This is a genomic window from Buttiauxella massiliensis (assembly GCF_902500225.1).
GTDB lineage: Bacteria > Pseudomonadota > Gammaproteobacteria > Enterobacterales > Enterobacteriaceae > Buttiauxella > Buttiauxella massiliensis.
On the sequence record NZ_LR722650.1, the window covers coordinates 86,700 to 106,635 of the forward strand.

Here is a 19,936-nt window from a genome sequence, read left to right on the forward strand (position 1 = left end):
GATTTACATAACCTGTAGCTATGAAAATCCCGATAAATATTACTTATAATCTATGGCTGTATAGTCGATCACAAAACGAAAATTCTTAGCCCAAAACCTCCGCGCGACATTCTACTCTTTGAGCAATATTCACAGGAGTACGACATTATGGCGAACAACATCACGGCTGATGATATTCGGGAAAAATTTTCGCACGCAATGTCGGCGATGTACCAGCAAGAAGTACCTCAATACGGAACCTTGTTAGAGTTAGTCGCTGACGTAAATCTGGCGGTGTTGGAAAATAACCCCGATCTGCAACAGCAATTAGAAAATGCCGATGAACTGGCGCGCCTGAATGTGGAGCGCCACGGCGCAATACGGGTGGGTAAAGCGGAAGAACTGGCAACCTTACGGCGTATTTTTGCGGTAATGGGGATGTATCCAGTCGGCTATTACGACCTTTCGCAGGCGGGCGTACCGGTGCATTCCACTGCGTTTCGTCCAATTGATGATGCGGCTTTGGCGCGAAATCCGTTTCGTATTTTCACCTCGTTGCTACGCCTTGAGCTGATTGACGATGCTGAACTGCGTAAAACTGCGGCTGCTATTCTCGCAGAACGTGACATTTTCACCTCTCGTTGCCGGGCATTACTGGATATTTACGACCAGCAGGGCGTATTTAGCGAAGAGCAGGCCGACGAGTTTGTGAGTCAGGCGCTGGAAACCTTCCGTTGGCACAGTCATGCCACGGTCGATGCGCAAACTTACCAGGCATTCCACCAGCAGCATCGCCTGATTGCCGACGTCGTCTGTTTCCGTGGCTGCCATATTAATCATCTGACTCCACGCACGTTAGATATCGACCGCGTTCAGGCATTGATGCCTGAATATGGCATTGCGCCAAAAGCAATTATCGAAGGCCCACCACGCCGCACATTCCCAATCTTGCTGCGCCAGACCAGCTTTAAAGCGCTGGAAGAACCTATTATTTTCGCCGGTGTGCATCACGGCACACATACTGCCCGTTTCGGGGAAATTGAGCAGCGGGGTGTAGCGTTAACGCCAAAAGGGCGTGCGTTATACGATGAGTTGCTAAATGAAGCCGGTAATGGGCAGGATAATTTCAGCCATCAGCAGCATTTGCAGGAAGTATTCAGCCGCTTGCCCGATAGTGAAACACTAATGCGCTGCCAGGATCTGGCTTACTTCCGCTACCGTTTAACCCCTGTGGGCGAGATGCATCGCCAGGCGATCAAACCAGGTGATGACCCGCAGTCGCTGATTGAACGGGGTTGGTTGGTGGCGCAGCCGATTATTTATGAAGATTTCCTCCCGGTTAGTGCTGCGGGAATTTTCCAGTCGAATCTGGGGAGTGAAGGCGGGGCGCGCAGCCACGGTCACTCCAGCCGCCAGGAGTTTGAACAAGCGCTCGGTGCACCGGTTGCAAATGAGTTTGAGTTATACCAACAGGCTACAGATCGCAGTAAAAAGCGCTGCGGGTTGCTGTAGCGACGTCAAAACTTTAGAGAAAGGTCGGTATTGTGCGCAATGCCGACCACTCCGTCAGAGATCTTCCATTTAGACTGCCAATCAACAGTGTAGATACATTGTTGACACATTAGGTTGGCTGAATTACTGTTGCTACAAACGTATCAACAAAGGAATTCTCGCATGGCACAATCTGTCGTCAAAAAATGGGGTAATAGCCCTTCAGTTCGCATTCCCGCCGCTATCATGCAGGCCGCTAGTTTGAATGTTGATGATACGGTGGATATTGCCGTAGAAGATGGTCGTATCATTATTGTTCCGGTGAGAGCGAAAGCCTATTCGCTGGATGCGTTGTTAGCCGGAATTACCCCGGAAAATCAGCATGAGAAAGCGGAGTTTGGCGCACCGGTTGGCAAGGAAATGCTCTGATGGTTTCTCGCTATGTACCAGATGCAGGCGATTTAATCTGGATTAATTTTGACCCTGTTGAAGGGCATGAACAAGGGGGGCATCGTCCGGCGGTTGTACTTAGCCCGTTTGCTTATAACAACAAAACGGGGCTGTTGCTGTGTGTGCCTTGCACCACAAAAGCAAAGGGATATCCTTTTGAGGTCGAAATAACCGAGAGCCGGGAAGGCGTCGCACTAGCAGATCAAGTCACCTGCGTGGACTGGAGAGCGCGAAAAGTCGAGAAGAAAAGTAAAGTTAACGCCACAGAACTGGCTGATATCCGGGCGAAAGCAAAAGCGTTGATCGGGTGATATCGAAAATGGCCTCCCGTCACGGTGGCCATTTCAGAACAGCTTGTCATCAGTCGCAGGGCCGCATTGTGCGGCCCTTATGTTTACGCCGCATCAGCCAGCATAAACATGCCGTACGGATGGATCTCCAGATAATAATTGTCACCAACGTCAGGCTGTAAGCGTGTTGCATTCACCTGCAATAACAGCGACTGCCCATGCCACTCCACGGTCACTTCATATTGCGGCCCCATATACGCCACGTGGCGTACCACGCAACGCTGGCTTTCGTCGCCGTGTTCACTCAGCGTTATCGCTTCCGGACGCACGCCAACCGTGCCTTCCGCCTGCGTGATGATCAACTGCGGCGGGCGTGGTAAACGATAGCCATGGATCTCAACGAAATCGCTGCCAAAACGCGCCGGGAAGACGTTTGCATCACCCATAAAGCTCGCCATAAAGCGAGAGGCGGGCTGGCGATACAGCGTTTGCGGGCTGCCAATCTGCATGATTTCACCTTTGTTCATCACCAGTACCGTATCCGACACGGCAAACGCTTCACTCTGATCGTGAGTAACGTACAGCGACGTGATGTTGAACTGCTTTTGTAGCTCGCGGATTTTGTCACGCATGCTGCGGCGCAGGTTGGCATCAAGGTTACTGAGCGGCTCATCAAACAGCAGCACTTTCGGTTTCAGGATCAGTGCACGCGCCAGCGCCACACGTTGCTGCTGGCCGCCGGAGATCTGGTCAACAAAACGGTCTTCGAAACCCTCTAAATCGACCATCGCCAGCGCTTCTTTCACGCGTGTTTTAATTTCCCCACGCGAGGTGCCGAGCATTTTCAGTCCGTAACCGACGTTATCGCCCAGCGACATATGTGGGAACAGGGCGTAGGACTGGAACACCATGCAGATGTCACGCTGTTGAATGGAACGGTGTGTCACATCTTCGCCATCAATAAAAATCTGCCCTTCAGTGGGTTTTTCAAGCCCGGCAACCAGGCGCAGAACCGTGGTTTTCCCGCAGCCGGATGGCCCAAGCAGGGTTACCATTTCCCCTTTAGGGATTGCCAGATTAATGCCTGCAATGACGGTGTTATTACCAAACCGCTTCGTGACATTGCGCAGTTCTACAAAATGAGGTTGTGTCATGTGTTACTCCATAATCACGCGTTGGTTTTGGCTTTTGAACGCGAAATGCGCGCTTCACCAATCAGCCAGTCAAAAATGAAAATGATGGTCAGCATTACGACGATAAGTATCGAGCCGTAGGCTATCGCCACCCCGTATTCGCCATCTTCCACGCGGTTAAGAATGTAGGCGGTTGCCACACGGGTATCCGGTGTGACGAGGAAGACAATCGCGCTGACGGTCGTAATGGCACGCACAAAGCTGTAAATCAGCGCGGATAGAATCGCCGGGCGTAGCAATGGCAGCAGGATGTTGATAATGGTGCGCATCGAACCGGCACGCAGGCTAAGCGAGGCCTCGTCGAGCGATTTGTCGATTTGCCCAAGCCCGGCAATACCGGCACGAATACCCACCGGCACGTTACGCATCACCATCGACATAATCACAATCGCGGCGGTGCCCGTCAGGTAAACCGGCGCACTGTTAAACGCCAGGATGTAGGACACGCCCGCTACGGTGCCAGGTACTGCAAAGCACAGCATGGTGGTGAACTCGATGGTCTTTTTGCCACGGAACTGCTGGCGCACCACAACCCAGGCAATCAGTAAGCCGAAGAAGGCGGTGATCGGTGCGGCAATTCCGGCGTACAGCAGTGTGTCGAGCAGTGAAGGCCACGCGCCATCGCTCATTCCCTGGCCGAAGAGCTTGATGAAGTTATCGAACGTCAGCGTGTAATCCACGCCCCAGTTGACGGTGAAACTACCGTAGAAAATGCTGCCGTAAAGCAGGGCGTTAAAGGCAATCCACACCGCTAATAACGCAACAACAGCCCACACCAGCGTCACTGGTAGCGGCTGTACGTCGCCTCGGTTCGATTTACCGGAAACGGTGACGTAGGAGCGTTTTCCAATCCACATATACTGAATGCAGAACACAAGCAGTGAGAAGACCAGCAAGAATGCGCCGAGTGTGCTGGCGGCCTGGTAATCAAGCTGCGAACCGGTGATGTAGAAATAGATTTGTGTGGCGAGCACGTCGAAGTTACCGCCAAGTACCAGCGGGTTACTGAAGTCCGCCAGCGATTGCACAATCACAATCAAGAAGGCGTTAGCCAGCGCTGGTTTCAGCAGCGGTAAAAACACCCCTTTAAAGGTCTTCCAGCGCGTAGCACGTAGAGTATAAGAGGCTTCTTCCAGCGACGGGTGAATGGTTTTAATCGCGCCATCGAGGATCATAAATGCCATCGGCGTAAATGCTAAAACTTGCGCCAGCCAGATACCGGTAAAACCGTACAGCCAGTTGGTGTTGGTCAGTCCGAACCAGTCGACCATCAACTCGGTGATATACCCCGAACGGCCCATCATCAGGGTGACGCCAAGGCCAACCACAAACGGCGGCGTGACAATCGGCAGAATCGAGAAAATGCGGCCAATAATAGCGCTACGTTTGGCGATGCGCGTGGTGTAAATCGCCAGCACCAGGCCAAAGAAGGTACAGCCAATTCCCACCGCAATCGATAGCGCGATTGAGTTGATAATTACCTGGATGATATGCGCCTGGCTGAGAACCGCCATAAACGCCAGCGGTGCAAACTCCCCGGCATCATTGGTAAACATCGGAATAAAAATCGCGATGCTCGGCCAGACAATAAACACACCAATCAGTGCGATAATTGTGACCAGCGAACCAATCACAAAGCTGTCGCCACCGAGCCATTCGAGGCGGGTCAGGGCGAGAGTAATCACCATGCCGAGGGCGATAAACAGCACAATAGTAGCGTAACCCATTCCACGCTCGGTAAGGGTTGCACTGACTACCACGAAGGCCATGCAAAAGAGTGCCCAGCCTGCGTCGAAATAGTGACGCTGGCGCTTTTCTGGCCCGAGTTCGTTGAACGGGCGCAGCAGTAACAGCGACGGCAAAACGTACCACAACAGGCTGATATTGATGCCCGACCAGCTATAAGCGTCGAGCAGTTCATCGCTGGTCGATTCAAACAGGCCGTAATCGAGGCTCCAGCTAGGCAGCAGGGCAAACGCCAGCCAGCACAGCGCCACCCACCAGAGAATAGCGTCCCGCTTTCGCGTAGGTCGCAAAAGTAAAGTTTCAGACATAAGTGCCTCATCGGCCAAAAGAAAAGGAGGGGAGCAGGTGACGTGACGCTGTCACCTGCTAACGGGTTAGTTACCCATTTTTACTTCGCTAACCCATTTGTTGATCAATGCTTTGCGCATGTCAGTCGCACCGTATTTGTCCATGTCATAGTTGATGAGCTTCAGGTCATCAAGCTTGAGTGACAACGGTGAGCTTTCGGCGGTGGTGTTGGTCAGAATTTGATAAGACTTGCCTTTTTTCCAGGAGAGTTCCTGCGCTTCTTTTGACAGCACCCAATCAACAAACAGTTTGGCGTTGTCCATATTGCGTGCACCTTTCAGGATGCTGACGCCGCCGATTTCATAGCCAGTGCCTTCGCATGGCGAAATCAGCTCCAGCGGAGCACCGTTCTCTTTTTCGAGGGAGTAATCGTGCAGGAAGCCAATGCCGATGGCGGTTTCACCACGCGCGGCGTTACGCGCCGGAGCAATACCAGATTTGGTGTACTGGGAAATATTGCCGTTGAGTTTTTTCAGGTAATCAAATGCCTGATCTTCGCCCCACAGCTGGGCGAACGTTGCCAGCGCGGTATAAGCGGTGCCCGAGCTTTGCGGGTCAGCAACCTGGATTTCGCCTTTATAAATTGGGTTGGTCAAATCTTTCCAGCATTTCGGCACCGGGAGGTTCTTCTCTTTCAGGCGCTGGGTGTTAACGCCAAAACCGAGAATGCCGATATACACCGCCGAGGAATAGTTGCCTTTGCGTTTAGCAGGGTCCTGGAATTTTGGCATGATTTGCGCGAGATTTGCTGATTTGTACGGCTCCAACAAATCCATTTCCCCTGCCTGTGATTGCGGGTCTAGCGTACCGCCATACCAAACATCAGCCTGTGGGTTTTTCTTCTCGGCATCCACTTTCGCAAGCGTGCTGCCCGAGCCGTTGCGGATAAACGAGGTTTTCACATCGTATTTTTCACCGAACGCTTTGGTTTCGGTTTCACACATTTCGTTGGTAGCGCTGCAATACACCACCAGACGGCCTTTGGCTTGCGCGGCACCTGACAGGGTAGCCAACGCAACACCAGCAGCAACCAGAGAAGAGAGCACGGTCAGTTTCATATTATTATCCTAAGTGTCCTGAGGTAAGGTAACTGCCGGGTCCATGGCACCAACACTCCTGTCCTGCGCGCTGATGCCCGCCATTAACAGGGGCATCAGCAAAAATCCAATCAGTGCGGCGGCAACGGTGAGCAGCGCGAACATCCCGGACCAGCCATAACGCTCAATCACCTGCGACAGCGGCCATCCCGCCAGTGCCGCACCCAAATAGGCGAACAAACCCAGAAACCCGGTAACGCTGCCTGCCGCCTGTTTATGGCTGCACTCCACGGCTGCGAGGCCAATCAGCATCTGCGGGCCAAAAACAAAAAAGCCGATGGCAAAAAAGCAGACTGCTAATAATGCGTAGTGGTGCACTGGCGATAACCAAAGTGCGGCGACCGAAACAAACAGCCCCAACGCAAAGAGTAAAATCATCGGCCCACGCTGGCCGCGAAACAGTAAATCTGAACCCCATCCGGCAAACAGTGCGCCCAATAACCCGCCCATTTCAAACAACATCACCGTGGCGTTGGCGCTGAGTAAATTCACGCCGTGGCTCTCGGAAAGCCAGATATTGCCCCAGTCGTTCAATGCGATACGAATCAGGTACACCAGCACATAACTCACACCGAGAAGCCAGACCATCGGGTTTTGCAGCACCGTGCTGCGAAACATCTGCCACTGCGTCATTGGAGGACTGAGCTGTTCCTGGCGCATTTCCAACGGGTCATGTCGCCATACGCCAACAGACGGTAACCCCATCTCTTGCGGTGTGCCGCTTAGACTGCGGCACAGCCAAATACCAATGATGATGCCGATAGTTCCTGAGACGAATAACGATGCCTGCCAGCCGTACCACAGCGCCATCAGCGCGGAAATCAGCGGCACCGCCGCACCTCCGAGGTTGATGGACGTGTTCCAACACCCCCACCAAAAACCGCGCTCGTTGCGCGAATACCAGTGCGTTAGCAATCTTGCGCACGGCGGCCATCCCCAGCCCTGGAAGAAACCGTTTAACGTCCAGATAACCAGCAACATCGGTAAATTGCTGCCAAACGCAAATAGGATATTTAGTATCCCCGTGGCCAGCAGGCCGGCTCCCATAAACCAGCGTGCGCCCCGGCGGTCGTGCCATAATCCTGCGACAAATTTCGACAAGCCGTAGGAGAGGTAAAAAAGCGTGCCCAGCAGGCCGATATCACTTTTGCTTAAATCCAGATCGAGCTGCATCGCCGGAAGGACAAAACTGACGCTTTTGCGTGTCAGGTAGAATGCGGCGTATCCCACGACCATCGACAGCAGCAAACGTGGACGCCAGTAACGATAATCACGGCCGATTGTTTGCTCGGAAATCATCTGATTCCTCCCGGTTGAAATGACTATAGAAAACGCGGATGCAAAGGGGATGAGACAAGGTTTTAGCCAACCAGGAATAATTCCTGGTTATCCCTGAGTTTGTTGGAAAAGTGTGGGCAGGTTAACAATTACGCGTGTGCCAGACTGGCTTTCGAGTTGCAAATCTCCGCCTAAAGCGCGGATTCGTTCGGCAATCCCTTGTAATCCATGGCCAGTGTGAGTGCTGCCGCTAAAGCCGATACCATCGTCTTTGACTTCAAGGCGCACGCCGTGGGGTTGCCGAGTTAACGCGATCTCAACCTTGTGTGCGTCAGCGTGTTTGCAAATGTTATTGAGCAACTCCTGCACCAGGCGATAGAGCGTAAACACCACAGGGTCGCTGGCGGGTTGGCCGGGTAAATCGTAATGGAAACGGCAGGTGATACCGCGTTCGTCAAAGGCGAACTCCTGAATCAGATGGTGCAGCGCTTTATCGAGGGAAATTTCGTCCAGCACGGGTGGGCGGAGCTGGCGCAATAAGTGGCGGGTCGAGTGGTGAATACGTTGGGCAAGCTGGTTGATTTGCTCGGCGGCGAGTACCGTTGCATCACCGCTGGCAGTACGCTTAACCAGCATCGACTGGATTTGAATCGCAGTAATATTCTGACCAATTTCGTCGTGCAGCTCACGCGCCAGATCTTTGCGCGTGTCTTCTTCGGTGTGCACCAGTTGTTCCATCAGTTCGCGGCGTGCCTGTAACTCAACTTCCAGCCGTTGGCGGTAACGATGAAGATTATTTGCCAGATGCTGCTGGCGACTGATGGCAATCCCAAGACCAATGCCCAACAACGCCTGGGTTGAGAGAAAAAGTTCCATCTCCATCAGTCCATTAAAGCCGCTACCTATCTGGCGGGCGATGGTAATCATCATGCTGCCCAACAGTGCCGCGAGTACACCGCCTTGCCAGCCAAATTTGTAGGCCATGACTACGTTTGGCAGGAAAACCACAATCAGCAACAAACGCTCGATTTCCGGCGACACCACCATTTGTGCGCCTACACCGATGATGAAAAACAGGCTGCACCAGATAAGCAACGAAGTGCGTAGCGGGGGATTGGGTGTTTCTTGTGCCAGCAGGCTTTCCAGATGCTGTTGGCGCAGATATTCATAAATCAAATAGACGAACGGCGTCAGCACCACACCGCCGGTAAACGCCGCCAGCAGTGTTTGTGAAGCGGAACTCGCCAGAAATGGCGTCAGCACCAGGGTGTGTAGTAGCGCATCGCCAGTAATTGCTGCCATCAGCAGCGAAAGCCGCTGCCAGTAAAGCGTAAAACGGTGCCAGTAGTGTTGAACTAATAGCGCAGGAATGGCGCTAAGTAGTGGGGAAAGCAACATGACGGGTTCTGTCATTAACTGTTGCAGCCAAAGCCAAATAAGTAGCCCGATCACCGGAATAAAAAGGGCTGGCCAATAGCGGCGATGTAGCAAAATCAATAATGCGAGATGGACGCCCTGCGGAAGCAGTAAGGTGGCCTGCTGGCCGTTATCGGTGAGGTAAAAACTTATCGTCCACAGGGCAAGCCAGGTCAGCCCCCAGGCAAAGACGATAAACAGCGATAACAGCAGATGACGCCACGCACGAGACATTTAGTGCCCGGTTAACAGTTGGTGTTCAAGGGCAAAATGTACCAGTTCGATGGTGCTTTCACATTGCAGTTTGCCGAGGATGTTTGCTCGATGCACATGCACTGTTTTGTGGCTAAGGTTGAGCTGTTCGGCAATGTGCTTCACGCTTTCGCCTTTGATCAGCAAGTCGAAAACTTCGTGCTCGCGTGGAGTGAGAACCTCCAGCACTTTGGCCGGTTGCCCTGCGTGGCGTAACGCTCGTAATGCATCCGCACATAAATAATGACCGCCCATACCAACGGAACGAACCGCCTGTACTAACTCCTCCGGGCCGCAGCGTTTAGTGAGATAGCCGCTGGCACCGGCATCCAGCGCACTTTGCACAAACGCTGTGGTGTCGTAAATGCTCAGAATAATGGCGCGAAAACCGGGGCGCTGCTGGCGCAGACGCTTAAGCAAACTCAGCCCATTTTCGTCCGGCATGGCGACGTCTAATACCGCGACATCGGGCTGATTTTTTATTAATGCAGGGAACGCTTCGGCGGCAGAACTGTATTGCCCGACGATTTCGATATCGGTTTCGAGGCTCAGCAACTGTGCAAAACCCGAGCGCACTACAACGTGGTCATCAACTAAAGCAACGGCAATCATCGTTCTGCTCAATAAGGGGAGTCTGGCGACATCATGCGGGTGAATCAATTCTGCGCAATGGGGATGTTGGGATTATGTTACGGGGGTAACAGAAAAGGGGGGCATGTCTATGCCGAGAACGGTGGTGTTCCGTTCACCTGAAGGTTATTCGATCCTTCATAAATCTGCGAACGGTGAACGGAAAAAAGCAGGACTGGTAGATTTAGCTTACTGCCAGCAACCCTTGCCTGAACGCCTCAAGCCCCGCGTGGCTTTCCTCCCCCGGCCGCAACGCCAGGCAATAACACGCTCCGGTCTTCACAATCCCCGTGAAAGGCTGCACTAACCGCCCACGGTGCAAATCTTCCGCCACTAACGTGGCATCGGCAATGGCAATGCCAAAACCCTGAATCGCGGCACTGATCGCCAGATCCATAGTATCGAAGTGTTGATTTTTATTCATAGCGGGAGGGTTAGGGACGTTTTGCCCAAACCACAGTGACCAGTCGGTGCGATCGCGCGTCGGATGAAGAAATGTATAACGACTTAAATCTTCAGGTGTTAAAGCGTTTTCAGGCAATAAATGCTGGCTGATCACGGGCGTAAGGCGTTCTTCAAACAGCAATGCACCCGTTGTGGAAGGCTTACCAAAAATAATCGCTGCATCAAAAGGTTCATTTTTGAAATTCACGCCGTGTTCAACGGTGGTGGTGAGTGCGACCTGGATATCCGGTGACACGCTTTCGAGCTGCACCAGTTTGGGCACCAGCCAGCGCATGGCGCAGGTCGGGGCTTTCAGGCGGATAACACTGGATTTGTGGCAGGCATTACTGGCGACATTCAGCAAGTGCTCAAAAGATTGCTGCAATTCCGGCAACAGCGCAGAGCCTTGTGGTGTGAGATGCAGCCCGCGAGCATGACGATCGAAGAGGGCATAGCCGAGCCATTCCTCAAGCGTGGAGATTTTGCGGCTGACGGCACCTTGTGTCAGACAGAGTTCTTTTGCCGCGCGAGTCAGATTCAGATGTTTGGCTGTCACCAGGAAAGCATCAACAGTATTAAGAGGGAAGTTGCGCCGCATTCGATTGCTCTCCGCTGAGCTATGAGTTTTTTGCATGGCTATTATGACAACAATTCGGTTGTGGTAGCAACCTGTTGCATATTGAATAGTTATGCAAATCGCGTTTTAACAGGAGAGGCCATGACTATGCAAACCCCGGTGCAATTTCGTTCAAAATTACCGGATGTTGGAACCACCATTTTTACTGTTATTGGCCAACTCTCGGCGCAACACAACGCCATTAACCTTTCTCAGGGTGCTCCAAACTTTTCGCCTGACCCAAAGCTGATAGCCGGTGTTACCAAAGCGATGCAGGATAACCATAACCAATACGCATCCATGACCGGTTTCAGGCCGTTAAAAACCCTGATCGCAGAAAAGGTCGCTACGATCTACGGTTCAACGTATGACGTCGACGATGAAATCTTAGTGACTGCCAGTGCCAGCGAAGGGCTTTATTCCGCCATCAGCGGGTTAGTGCATCCTGGTGATGAAGTCATTTACTTCGAACCTTCTTTTGATAGCTACGCGCCCATTGTTCGCCTACAAGGTGCAACACCCGTAGCGCTGAAACTGACGTTGCCAGATTTCACCGTCAACTGGGATGAAGTACGCGCGGCTATTACGCCTCGTACCCGTATGATCATCGTAAATACACCGCACAACCCAAGCGGGCAGGTGTTTAGCGCACATGATCTGGAAATGTTGGTGGAGCTGACGCGTAATACCGACATCATTATTTTGTCCGATGAAGTCTACGAACACATCGTGTTTGATGGTGAGCGCCATCACGGCATGGCAACACATCCGGCACTGGCTGAACGCAGCGTTATCGTTTCGTCATTCGGCAAAACCTTCCACGTGACCGGTTGGCGTGTGGGCTATTGCCTGGCTCCGGCAGAATTAATGACTGAAATCTGCAAAGTGCATCAGTTTTTGATGTTCTCTGCCGATACTCCTATGCAATATGCCTTTGCTGAATATATGGCGAACCCAGATACCTACCTGTCGCTGGCGGCGTTTTACCAACGCAAACGCGATTTAATGCAGACACTGCTGGCTGAGTCTCCGTTTAAATTGCTGCCAAGTGCCGGGTCTTTCTTCTTGTTGGCGAAATTCGATCATTTCACTGATGAATCAGACAGCGAATTAGTAAAACGTTTAATTACTCAATACGGCGTGGCGACCATTCCGCTCTCCGCGTTTTATACCGACGGAACAGACAACAAGTTGATTCGTTTGTCATTTGCAAAAGATGAAGCTACGTTACGTGCGGGTGCACATGCACTTTGCCAGGTTAAGCCACGCTGATACGAGGTCATAATGAAAAAAGTTTATGCGTTAAGTTTGTTGGTTGGGATGTGTGCGTCATTCTCGGCATTCGCAGCAACCGAACTGCGCTACGGCGTGGAAGCGGAGTATCCACCGTTTGAAAGTCGTAACTCAGCGGGGGAACTGGAAGGGTTTGATATCGATTTAGGCAATGCGATCTGTAAAGCGGCGAGCCTGAAATGTTCATGGGTTGAAACGTCGTTTGATGCGCTGATTCCAGGGCTAATGGCGAAGAAATTCGATGCGATTAACTCCGCAATGAATATCACCGACCAGCGCCGTAAAAGTATCGACTTTACCCAGCCAATTTACCGCATTCCATCACAGTTGGTGGGCAAAGCCGACAGCGGTATGGAAGCAACGCCTGCCGGACTGAAAGGTAAAACTATCGGCGTTCTGCAAGGTTCCATTCAAGAAACTTATGCGAAAGAACACTGGGAAAAAGAAGGCGTAACAGTGGTTTCTTATAAAGACCAAAATATGGCGTGGGGCGATTTGCTCAATGGCCGTATCGATGCGTCTTTGGTGATGTCAGCAGCAGGTCAGGCAGGCTTCTTAAGCAAGCCGCAGGGCAAAGGTTTTGGCTTTATCGGCAAGCCGGTGAGCGACGATACGATTCTGGGCAGTGGTATTGGCTACGGGTTGCGTAAAGGCGATGAAGCGACCAAAAAACAGCTTGATGCCGCTATCGATAAAGTACGTGCTGATGGCACGATTACCGAACTTGCCAAGAAGTATTTCCCTGGTATCGATGTAGCCGTCAAATAAGTGTTCTCCAGGTCGGATTAGCGTAGCGACATCCGACACTGCCTGTGTAAATGGTGGATGGCGCATTTGCTTATCCACCCTACAAACCCCACCCCGCAAATTTTGCGTAAAGGTCTGTGTCTCCGATTGGTTTTTCAGTGATTTTTGTCTAGAGTGTGCGGTCTAGATTTTGCCGCTGTTCTGCCTCTTGTGGGGGCGAAACACATCGACAATGAAGGACAATTTTTCAGGCATGAACCGCAGACGTTTTATCAAAGCCTCAATGGCTCTCGCCGCTGTCAGCGGCACAACTTCAATTGCCACGCTCTTCTCGCGTGCAGCTTACGCGGCAGAGTCTGAAATTGCCGATGGTCGCACCACCGAATTCGATTTCTCCGTGCTCCAGTCAATGGCTCATGATTTGTCGAAGAAACCTTGGGTTGGCAAACCGCGTCCGTTGCCGGACACACTGGCAAACTTAACTCCACAGGCTTACAACGCGATTCAGTATGATGCTGAACACTCGCTGTGGAACAACATCGAAAACCGCCAACTTGACGTGCAGTTCTTCCACGTTGGTATGGGCTTCCGCCGCCGTGTACGGATGTTCTCCGTAGATTCAGCCAGCCATCAGGCACGTGAAATTCACTTCCGCCCTGAGCTGTTTAACTACAACGATGCAGGTGTTGATACCAAACAACTCGAAGGCCAGATTGATCTTGGCTTTGCCGGTTTTAAAGCATTTAAAACACCAGAACTGGCGCGCCGTGATGTGGTTTCCTTCCTCGGTGCCAGCTATTTCCGTGCGGTCGATAATACATACCAATATGGGCTTTCAGCGCGTGGCCTTGCGGTAAATACCTATACCGATCAGTTGGAAGAGTTCCCGGACTTTACCTCTTTCTGGTTTGAAACTGCAAAAGCGGGTGACACGAAGTTTGTGGTCTATGCATTGTTAGATAGCGCAAGCGTCACCGGAGCGTACAAATTCACTATCAGCTGTGAAGCTGCGCGCGTGGTGATGGATGTCGATAATCACCTGTATGCTCGTGAAGATATTAAGCAATTGGGCATCGCACCGATGACCAGTATGTTTGCCTGCGGCACTAACGAACGCCGTATGTGCGACACCATTCACCCGCAAATTCACGACTCTGACCGTCTGGCAATGTGGCGTGGCAACGGCGAGTGGGTGACACGCCCGCTGAATAACCCGCAGAAATTACAGTTCAACGCTTATCTCGATAACAACCCGAAAGGCTTCGGTTTGCTGCAACTCGACCACGAGTTTGCCAATTACCAGGACATCATGGGCTGGTATAACAAGCGCCCAAGTCTGTGGGTTGAGCCGCTGAATAAGTGGGGTAAAGGCGCGATTGGGCTGATGGAGATCCCGACTACGGGGGAAACGCTCGATAATATCGTCTGCTTCTGGCAGCCGGAAAAACCGGTGAAAGCTGGTGATGAGCTGGAATTCAAATACCGTCTGTACTGGAGCGGTTTGCCGCCGATTCAGTCGCCGCTGGCGCGGGTTTACGCGACCCGCACCGGTATGGGCAGTTTCCCGGAAGGTTGGGCACCTGGCGAGCATTTCCCTGAAAAATGGTCACGCCGTTTCGCCATTGATTTTATCGGTGGTGATCTGAAAGCCGCGGCACCGAAAGGTATCGAGCCGGTGATTACGCTATCGAACGGTGAAGCCAGACAGATTGAGATTTTGTATGTTGAGCCATTCGACGGCTATCGTATTCTGTTTGACTGGTATCCGACAGACGACTCTACCGACCCGGTAGATATGCGCATGTTCCTGCGTTGTCAGGGCGATGCCATCAGTGAAACCTGGCTGTATCATTACTTCCCGCCAGCACCGGATAAACGTAAATACGTTGATGACCGTATTATGAAATAACAGCTTAAGCCCCGTAACAAATACGGGGCTTTATCTTTTGTAGGTCGGATAAGTGCAGCGTCATCCGACAGATTCATTTTAGTTTCATCTGCTTGCTGAGCATTTCAACAATATAGCTATTTACCGACATGCGCTGTTCGGCGGCGGCAATAGCCAGGCGTTCGCCAAATGACTCGGGGTAGCGCAGAGTAAAGGTTTTGATCTTCTCTTCGCGCTCATACGGCTCAATGCCGCTTTCTTTGCAATCCGCAAGATACGCTTTCAGCGAAATCTCACCTTCCTGCATCAAGCCCTTAGCGCTATCTGCCACAAAATCGCAGTAGCCTGAAAGCCCGAGAAATTTGCCGCGAAACAGGCTGATTTCAGGAACCCAGGTGATTAACGCCGGTTGGCCGCAAATCACCATTGTATTTGGAATTGAATGTGAATCCGTCATGGTGTTACTCCAATACTTTCAAACCATTCTCGTAAATTGACGATGGCACCTTTGTCAGTTTCAGGCGATGGGTGGGGGCGGTGAAAACGTGCAATGCTGCCTTTTAGCAGGAAGCGCACTCTCGAACCATTTCCGTTACTGACTTCGCCACCCAGCGCGAGTATCAACATCTCCACATCTTGCCATTTGACGCTCGTTGACGTGGGTTTGCTGAAAATCTGCTTTAACGTGCCTTGATGTTTATTTCTGAGGTAATCCTTGCCATAGCCCATGAACCCTTCCGTGAAGTCAATTTATGAAGTCATGCTAGCATATAAAAAAATGACGTCAATTTCTGACGTCATTTCTGGAACAGCCTTCAGGATTTGAATGAAAGATTGTGCAACGTTACTCCAGCGGCCCGCCAAGAATGGTTTCGCGCATACCCGAAAGCACACGCTCGCCGGTTTCGCTTTTTAGTTCTTCATACCAGCTATGAGTGATGTTCATATCTTTACCATGGGTCACATCGCAGCGTTTGCGCGCCTTGAGCACCAGGTCTTTTACGCGATATGCGCGCTTCTCCTGATAGCGTAGCAGTGCATCTTCTATGCCTAGAGAGTTGGTTTGCAGCGCGACGGCAAGTACAACGGCGTCTTCCATGGCAGCGCATCCGCCCTGGCCGATGTCCGGCGTGGTGCTGTGGCCTGAGTCGCCAAGTAGTGCAACTCGCCCGCGAACTAATTGCATAAATGGCTCAATATCATGAATTTCTATGCGATTGGTAGTGTCGGGGTTAATTATGGAAATCAATTTTTGCACCGGCTCTGCCCAACCAGAAAAATAACGGGTTAAATCGGCTTTTACCGTGCTGCGATCTTCCGGCAGCCCTTTTTCTAATGGCACATCAAAGAAGAAGTAAAAACGATTGCCCGCAACAGGCATCAGCGACACACGTTTGCCTTCGCCGACAAATGTCGTCCACTGGTTAGCAGGTGCAATAGATTCATCAATATCGACCAGACCATTCCAGTTAACGTAACCGGCATAACGGCGCTCTGTCTGGTGGCCGAGCACATAGGGGCGGATCACCGAATGGGTACCATCGGCGGCGATTAACACATCACCCACTGCAACATGACCATCTTCAAAATATGCCCGCACGCCACCGTCAAACTCTTCGATACGCGCCACGCGCTTGCCAAACTGAATATCCGCACGCACATAAGTATCAATCAGCATATCTTGCAGTTCAGCGCGGGCCACCGGATAAGGGCGCTCGCCAACACTTTGAATTAAAGGATCGAGACTAAAACGTGTCAGGGTTTGGCCGTGGACAAATTCTTTATAGGCCATAAATTCCATCGGCCCACCCAATTGCTGGAGCTGCTCTTTCATGCCGAGCCAGTTGAGGCACTTCACGCCATTTGGCCAAATCGAAATCGCCGCACCAACCGGTTTGATTTCTTTGACCGCTTCATAGACTTCCGTTGTAATGCCACATCTTTTCAGGGCAATTGCCGCCGAGAGTCCACCAATGCCGCCGCCAATTATGATCGCTTTCATCTAAGTCTCCTTTGGGTTACAAAGATGTTAAGCAATATCTATACCAGCATGTGAAGCAGCCCAGCAGCGGCGCGAGGCGTGCGTTAAACTGATTTGTGCATTGGTGGGGATCGTCTGTGGTGCAATCTATTTTTCTGCACCATTATTTTCCACAGATAAAAAGAAGGAGAGGGTGCGTGCGCGATTCTGATAACTGGCAAGACGACGTGATTAATATTGATGACCACATAACACTTCATTCAATCAATGAACGTTATGTGGATGAGATTTTTGCTTTGGTACAAAAGAACAAAGCCTGGCTACAAACAGCGATGGACTGGCCAAGGTTCGTGTTGTCGGTTGAGGACTCGCGCAAAATGGCACAAGGCAACTATATCCTCCATCATCGCGGCTACGCGAAAATGTTTCTAATTTTCCAGGATAAAAAAATGGTAGGAGTATTCTCGTTTAACCAGATAGAGCCGACCAATAAAACCGCCTATATCGGTTATTGGCTGGATAAAGATGTCCTGGGATTGGGAATTATTTCGCGAGCCTTAGACGCGGTCATTCGTAAGTACTCCAAAGAAGGGTTGGCCCGCCGTTTTGTGATCAAATGCATTGTCAGTAATGTCGCCAGTAATCAGGTGGCGTTGCGTAATGGTTTCCTGCTTGAAGGGCGCCTGAAACAAGCTGAGTTTTTAAATGGCGAGTTCCATGACCAGAACATCTACGCGCGGATTATTGGTTAACGCGACGGTTCTTAAAACACGCCATAAAACGGTGAGCGAGTAACACGCTGCTCGCCGTTAATATCCTTAATCCCACGTATGTGAATGAGCTCACCGTCCAGACCATCAACCGCCGCTTTATCGTAGATCTGCACATTATTCTCTATTAGAACATTGCCGGTGACCCGCGCCTGGCCGTAAATCTGCACCTGGTTATCTAATTGGATAGGGCCACCAATGAGTGTGGCATCATCGAAGATATGCACATGGTGTTTTAGCACGCAGTCGCCTTCAATAAGCGCATTGCCGTAGACCTGCGAGGAGTAGCGGATGGTTGGGATCTGATCATCACCATGCCCTGCAATAATCCGTGCATTATCAAAAACCCGAGCACAGTCGCAAACCCAGATATTGTTCTCGTCATTACCTTCAAGAATTGCCTGTCCGAACACTTCAGCGCGGTGTTCAATAAAGGCATTGTTCACCACCGCGTTACCAAAGATCTGTGCCTGATGAACCACGCGCGATGCGTTTACCGTAGCGTTGCCATAAATTTGCAGCACTTTATCGTTGTCGGCAGTCAGTCCACGAACCGCAATCACCTGGCTGCCGTTAACAATGCGCGCGGCATCGTAAATACGGCATTCACCGCTAATCAATGATTCTTTAATGATGCTTTTCCCGCTGATACGCGCCTGGTGGCAAAGGGTGGAACTGCCATGAACTTGCGCATCATCGTTAACACTTGAGCCGCCGTATACCATGCAATCGCCGCCATAAATCCAGCAATTTCCTTGTTGGCTAAGGTTGTCTTCGTTTTCAATCCAGCCGCCCAGTTGCCCGGCTTTGATGTCGCTGAAATCACACAGGGCCATGACTTGCCAGAGTTTGACCTGCTGTTTTTTGCCATCGACCAGATAATCATGTAGCTGCGAATCACCCGTTAACTGATACTTGTTCATCATCTTCGCCTTAGTTTTCTTTCTGTTTAAAACTTAGCAGGTAAATCCTCAGATGGCGTTCTTCGGTGCAATCACATAAAATGCATCTAAAATACATTTTAAGTTTTAAACGAAATGAATAAATCAGTAACGCGAACCATGCTTAATCTCCCGGCCGGGTATTTTGGTATGGTTCTTGGGACCATCGGAATGGGTTTTGCCTGGCGCTACGCTGCTACGATCTGGCCAGTATCCCCGGTAATTGGTGAAGCGTTTGAGAGCCTGGCGATTGCTATCTGGCTCGCTCTGGCGGTGGCTTTTATAGTGCGACTGGTGAAATATCCGCACACGGTAATCGATGAGGTTCGCCACCCGTTAAAGGGCAGTTTTGTGAGTCTCTTTCCTGCGACAACGATGTTAGTGTCCATCGCCATAGTGCCATTTATTCGCCCGTTAGCCGTGGGTATGTTTGCTTTTGGGGCGACAGTGCAATTGGTATACGCCGCATGGCAAAGTGCCGGGTTGTGGCGTGGCAGCCATCCGCATACTGATACCACTCCGGGACTCTATTTGCCGACTGTTGCCAACAATTTTATCAGTGCGATGGCCTGCGGTGCGCTTGGCTTCCACGACCTCGGTATTTTGTTTTTTGGTGCGGGGGTATTTTCCTGGCTAAGCCTGGAACCGGCGATTTTGCATCGTTTACGTAGCGCTGGTGAGCTCCCTGAATCGACGCGAACTTCACTTGGCATTCAACTCGCACCTGCGCTGGTTGCTTGCAACGCTTATTTGAGTGTTAACGGTGGGCAACCTGATTTCTTTGCCAAAATGCTGTTTGGCTACGGGTTGCTGCAATTACTGTTTATGTTGCGCCTGATGCCGTGGTATTTGATGCAGCCCTTTAATGCCTCGTTCTGGAGCTTCTCGTTCGGTATTTCAGCACTTGCTGCCACGGCCCTTCATCTGGGCATGGGGAGTAACGACGGGCTTTTTACCGCACTCGCTGTGCCGCTATTTATCTTCACTAATTTCATTATTGGCCTGCTACTGGTGCGCACGGTAATCCTGCTTTATCAGGGTAAATTACTACTGCGTGTCGAACGGCCTGCAAAAAGGACAAACTAA

At 51.3% G+C, this 19,936-nt stretch carries 19 protein-coding genes; 8 read left to right on the forward strand and 11 right to left on the reverse strand.

Annotated features, from left to right (window positions below; translation table 11 throughout):
• Positions 1-147 precede the first annotated feature (147 nt).
• From hglS to mazF, 3 genes are all read left to right on the forward strand, one after another.
• A complete protein-coding gene (hglS, locus tag GC128_RS04940; protein ID WP_151993354.1) occupies positions 148-1,491 on the forward strand; it encodes a 2-oxoadipate dioxygenase/decarboxylase HglS in 1,344 nt (447 codons plus the stop codon).
• A 162-nt stretch (positions 1,492-1,653) separates the two neighbouring features.
• Positions 1,654-1,899, forward strand: coding sequence for an AbrB/MazE/SpoVT family DNA-binding domain-containing protein (locus tag GC128_RS04945; protein ID WP_064518659.1), 246 nt, complete (start codon positions 1,654-1,656; stop codon positions 1,897-1,899).
• Positions 1,899-2,231 (forward strand): endoribonuclease MazF, encoded by a 333-nt coding sequence (gene mazF / locus GC128_RS04950; RefSeq protein ID WP_151993355.1) that lies wholly within the window; start codon positions 1,899-1,901, stop codon positions 2,229-2,231. The genes GC128_RS04945 and mazF overlap by 1 nt, the downstream gene beginning before the upstream one ends.
• A gap of 83 nt (positions 2,232-2,314) precedes the next feature.
• Here mazF and fbpC read toward each other — a convergent pair whose 3' ends face one another.
• The 7 genes from fbpC to GC128_RS04985 form a co-directional block, all read right to left on the reverse strand.
• Positions 2,315-3,364, reverse strand: a complete 1,050-nt coding sequence (gene fbpC, locus GC128_RS04955) for a ferric ABC transporter ATP-binding protein (protein ID WP_151993356.1) — start codon at positions 3,362-3,364, stop codon at positions 2,315-2,317.
• A gap of 14 nt (positions 3,365-3,378) precedes the next feature.
• Positions 3,379-5,457, reverse strand: a complete 2,079-nt coding sequence (locus GC128_RS04960) for an ABC transporter permease (RefSeq protein WP_151993357.1) — start codon at positions 5,455-5,457, stop codon at positions 3,379-3,381.
• Between the two features lie 66 nt (positions 5,458-5,523).
• The gene (locus GC128_RS04965) at positions 5,524-6,555 is read right to left on the reverse strand and encodes an ABC transporter substrate-binding protein (protein WP_034495116.1); all 1,032 of its coding nucleotides are present in this window, start codon (positions 6,553-6,555) and stop codon (positions 5,524-5,526) included.
• 9 nt (positions 6,556-6,564) lie between these two features.
• On the reverse strand, positions 6,565-7,893 hold the full coding sequence (gene uhpC / locus GC128_RS04970; RefSeq protein WP_151993358.1) for an MFS transporter family glucose-6-phosphate receptor UhpC: 1,329 nt from the start codon (positions 7,891-7,893) through the stop codon (positions 6,565-6,567).
• Between the two features lie 87 nt (positions 7,894-7,980).
• Positions 7,981-9,522 (reverse strand): MASE1 domain-containing sensor histidine kinase, encoded by a 1,542-nt coding sequence (locus tag GC128_RS04975; RefSeq protein WP_151993359.1) that lies wholly within the window; start codon positions 9,520-9,522, stop codon positions 7,981-7,983.
• The gene (locus tag GC128_RS04980; RefSeq protein ID WP_151993360.1) at positions 9,523-10,152 is read right to left on the reverse strand and encodes a response regulator transcription factor; all 630 of its coding nucleotides are present in this window, start codon (positions 10,150-10,152) and stop codon (positions 9,523-9,525) included.
• Between the two features lie 202 nt (positions 10,153-10,354).
• Complete coding sequence (locus tag GC128_RS04985; RefSeq protein WP_193216220.1) at positions 10,355-11,212, reverse strand: LysR substrate-binding domain-containing protein; 858 nt, start codon at positions 11,210-11,212, stop codon at positions 10,355-10,357.
• A gap of 120 nt (positions 11,213-11,332) precedes the next feature.
• Here GC128_RS04985 and GC128_RS04990 point away from each other — a divergent pair, with 120 nt between their 5' ends.
• The 3 genes from GC128_RS04990 (at position 11,333) to GC128_RS05000 (ending at position 15,179) form a co-directional block, all read left to right on the forward strand.
• Entirely contained in the window at positions 11,333-12,502 is a 1,170-nt protein-coding gene (locus tag GC128_RS04990; protein ID WP_151993362.1) for a pyridoxal phosphate-dependent aminotransferase, read from the forward strand.
• A gap of 12 nt (positions 12,503-12,514) precedes the next feature.
• Complete coding sequence (locus tag GC128_RS04995) at positions 12,515-13,291, forward strand: transporter substrate-binding domain-containing protein (RefSeq protein WP_151993363.1); 777 nt, start codon at positions 12,515-12,517, stop codon at positions 13,289-13,291.
• 232 nt (positions 13,292-13,523) lie between these two features.
• Positions 13,524-15,179, forward strand: coding sequence for a glucan biosynthesis protein D (locus tag GC128_RS05000; protein WP_151993364.1), 1,656 nt, complete (start codon positions 13,524-13,526; stop codon positions 15,177-15,179).
• 73 nt (positions 15,180-15,252) lie between these two features.
• Here the strand turns inward: GC128_RS05000 and GC128_RS05005 are convergent, their stop codons facing one another.
• The 3 genes from GC128_RS05005 to hpxO all read right to left on the reverse strand — a co-directional run bounded on the left by GC128_RS05005 (position 15,253) and on the right by hpxO (position 17,160).
• The gene (locus tag GC128_RS05005; protein ID WP_151993365.1) at positions 15,253-15,615 is read right to left on the reverse strand and encodes a type II toxin-antitoxin system HicB family antitoxin; all 363 of its coding nucleotides are present in this window, start codon (positions 15,613-15,615) and stop codon (positions 15,253-15,255) included.
• A complete protein-coding gene (locus GC128_RS05010) occupies positions 15,612-15,887 on the reverse strand; it encodes a type II toxin-antitoxin system HicA family toxin (protein WP_151993366.1) in 276 nt (91 codons plus the stop codon). Before GC128_RS05010 ends, GC128_RS05005 begins: the two co-directional genes overlap by 4 nt.
• 115 nt (positions 15,888-16,002) lie before the next feature.
• On the reverse strand, positions 16,003-17,160 hold the full coding sequence (gene hpxO, locus GC128_RS05015; RefSeq protein WP_151993367.1) for an FAD-dependent urate hydroxylase HpxO: 1,158 nt from the start codon (positions 17,158-17,160) through the stop codon (positions 16,003-16,005).
• 176 nt (positions 17,161-17,336) lie between these two features.
• On the opposite strand from hpxO, the gene rimL reads away from it, so the two are divergent.
• On the forward strand, positions 17,337-17,891 hold the full coding sequence (gene rimL, locus GC128_RS05020) for a 50S ribosomal protein L7/L12-serine acetyltransferase (RefSeq protein ID WP_151993368.1): 555 nt from the start codon (positions 17,337-17,339) through the stop codon (positions 17,889-17,891).
• A gap of 11 nt (positions 17,892-17,902) precedes the next feature.
• On the opposite strand, the gene ydcK is transcribed toward rimL, so the two are convergent.
• Positions 17,903-18,835 carry a YdcK family protein gene (ydcK, locus tag GC128_RS05025; RefSeq protein ID WP_325063686.1) on the reverse strand — a complete coding sequence of 311 codons (933 nt, stop codon included), beginning with the start codon at positions 18,833-18,835 and terminating at the stop codon, positions 17,903-17,905.
• Positions 18,836-18,946: 111 nt separating this feature from the next.
• On the opposite strand from ydcK, the gene tehA reads away from it, so the two are divergent.
• Positions 18,947-19,936: a dicarboxylate transporter/tellurite-resistance protein TehA gene (tehA, locus tag GC128_RS05030; protein ID WP_151993370.1), complete on the forward strand. Its 990-nt coding sequence runs from the start codon at positions 18,947-18,949 to the stop codon at positions 19,934-19,936.

Coding starts and splice junctions, on each gene's coding strand:
- GC128_RS04995 (WP_151993363.1), top strand. CDS start 12,515: ATGAAAAAAGTTTATGCGTTAAGTTTGTTGGTTGGGATGTGTGCGTCA.
- tehA (WP_151993370.1), top strand. CDS start 18,947: ATGAATAAATCAGTAACGCGAACCATGCTTAATCTCCCGGCCGGGTAT.
- GC128_RS04965 (WP_034495116.1), bottom strand. CDS start 6,555: ATGAAACTGACCGTGCTCTCTTCTCTGGTTGCTGCTGGTGTTGCGTTG.
- GC128_RS04975 (WP_151993359.1), bottom strand. CDS start 9,522: ATGTCTCGTGCGTGGCGTCATCTGCTGTTATCGCTGTTTATCGTCTTT.
- GC128_RS04980 (WP_151993360.1), bottom strand. CDS start 10,152: ATGATTGCCGTTGCTTTAGTTGATGACCACGTTGTAGTGCGCTCGGGT.
- GC128_RS05010 (WP_151993366.1), bottom strand. CDS start 15,887: ATGGGCTATGGCAAGGATTACCTCAGAAATAAACATCAAGGCACGTTA.
- GC128_RS04985 (WP_193216220.1), bottom strand. CDS start 11,212: ATGCGGCGCAACTTCCCTCTTAATACTGTTGATGCTTTCCTGGTGACA.
- hglS (WP_151993354.1), top strand. CDS start 148: ATGGCGAACAACATCACGGCTGATGATATTCGGGAAAAATTTTCGCAC.
- GC128_RS05000 (WP_151993364.1), top strand. CDS start 13,524: ATGAACCGCAGACGTTTTATCAAAGCCTCAATGGCTCTCGCCGCTGTC.
- ydcK (WP_325063686.1), bottom strand. CDS start 18,835: ATGATGAACAAGTATCAGTTAACGGGTGATTCGCAGCTACATGATTAT.
- fbpC (WP_151993356.1), bottom strand. CDS start 3,364: ATGACACAACCTCATTTTGTAGAACTGCGCAATGTCACGAAGCGGTTT.
- GC128_RS04990 (WP_151993362.1), top strand. CDS start 11,333: ATGACTATGCAAACCCCGGTGCAATTTCGTTCAAAATTACCGGATGTT.
- mazF (WP_151993355.1), top strand. CDS start 1,899: ATGGTTTCTCGCTATGTACCAGATGCAGGCGATTTAATCTGGATTAAT.
- hpxO (WP_151993367.1), bottom strand. CDS start 17,160: ATGAAAGCGATCATAATTGGCGGCGGCATTGGTGGACTCTCGGCGGCA.
- GC128_RS04945 (WP_064518659.1), top strand. CDS start 1,654: ATGGCACAATCTGTCGTCAAAAAATGGGGTAATAGCCCTTCAGTTCGC.
- uhpC (WP_151993358.1), bottom strand. CDS start 7,893: ATGATTTCCGAGCAAACAATCGGCCGTGATTATCGTTACTGGCGTCCA.
- GC128_RS04960 (WP_151993357.1), bottom strand. CDS start 5,457: ATGTCTGAAACTTTACTTTTGCGACCTACGCGAAAGCGGGACGCTATT.
- GC128_RS05005 (WP_151993365.1), bottom strand. CDS start 15,615: ATGACGGATTCACATTCAATTCCAAATACAATGGTGATTTGCGGCCAA.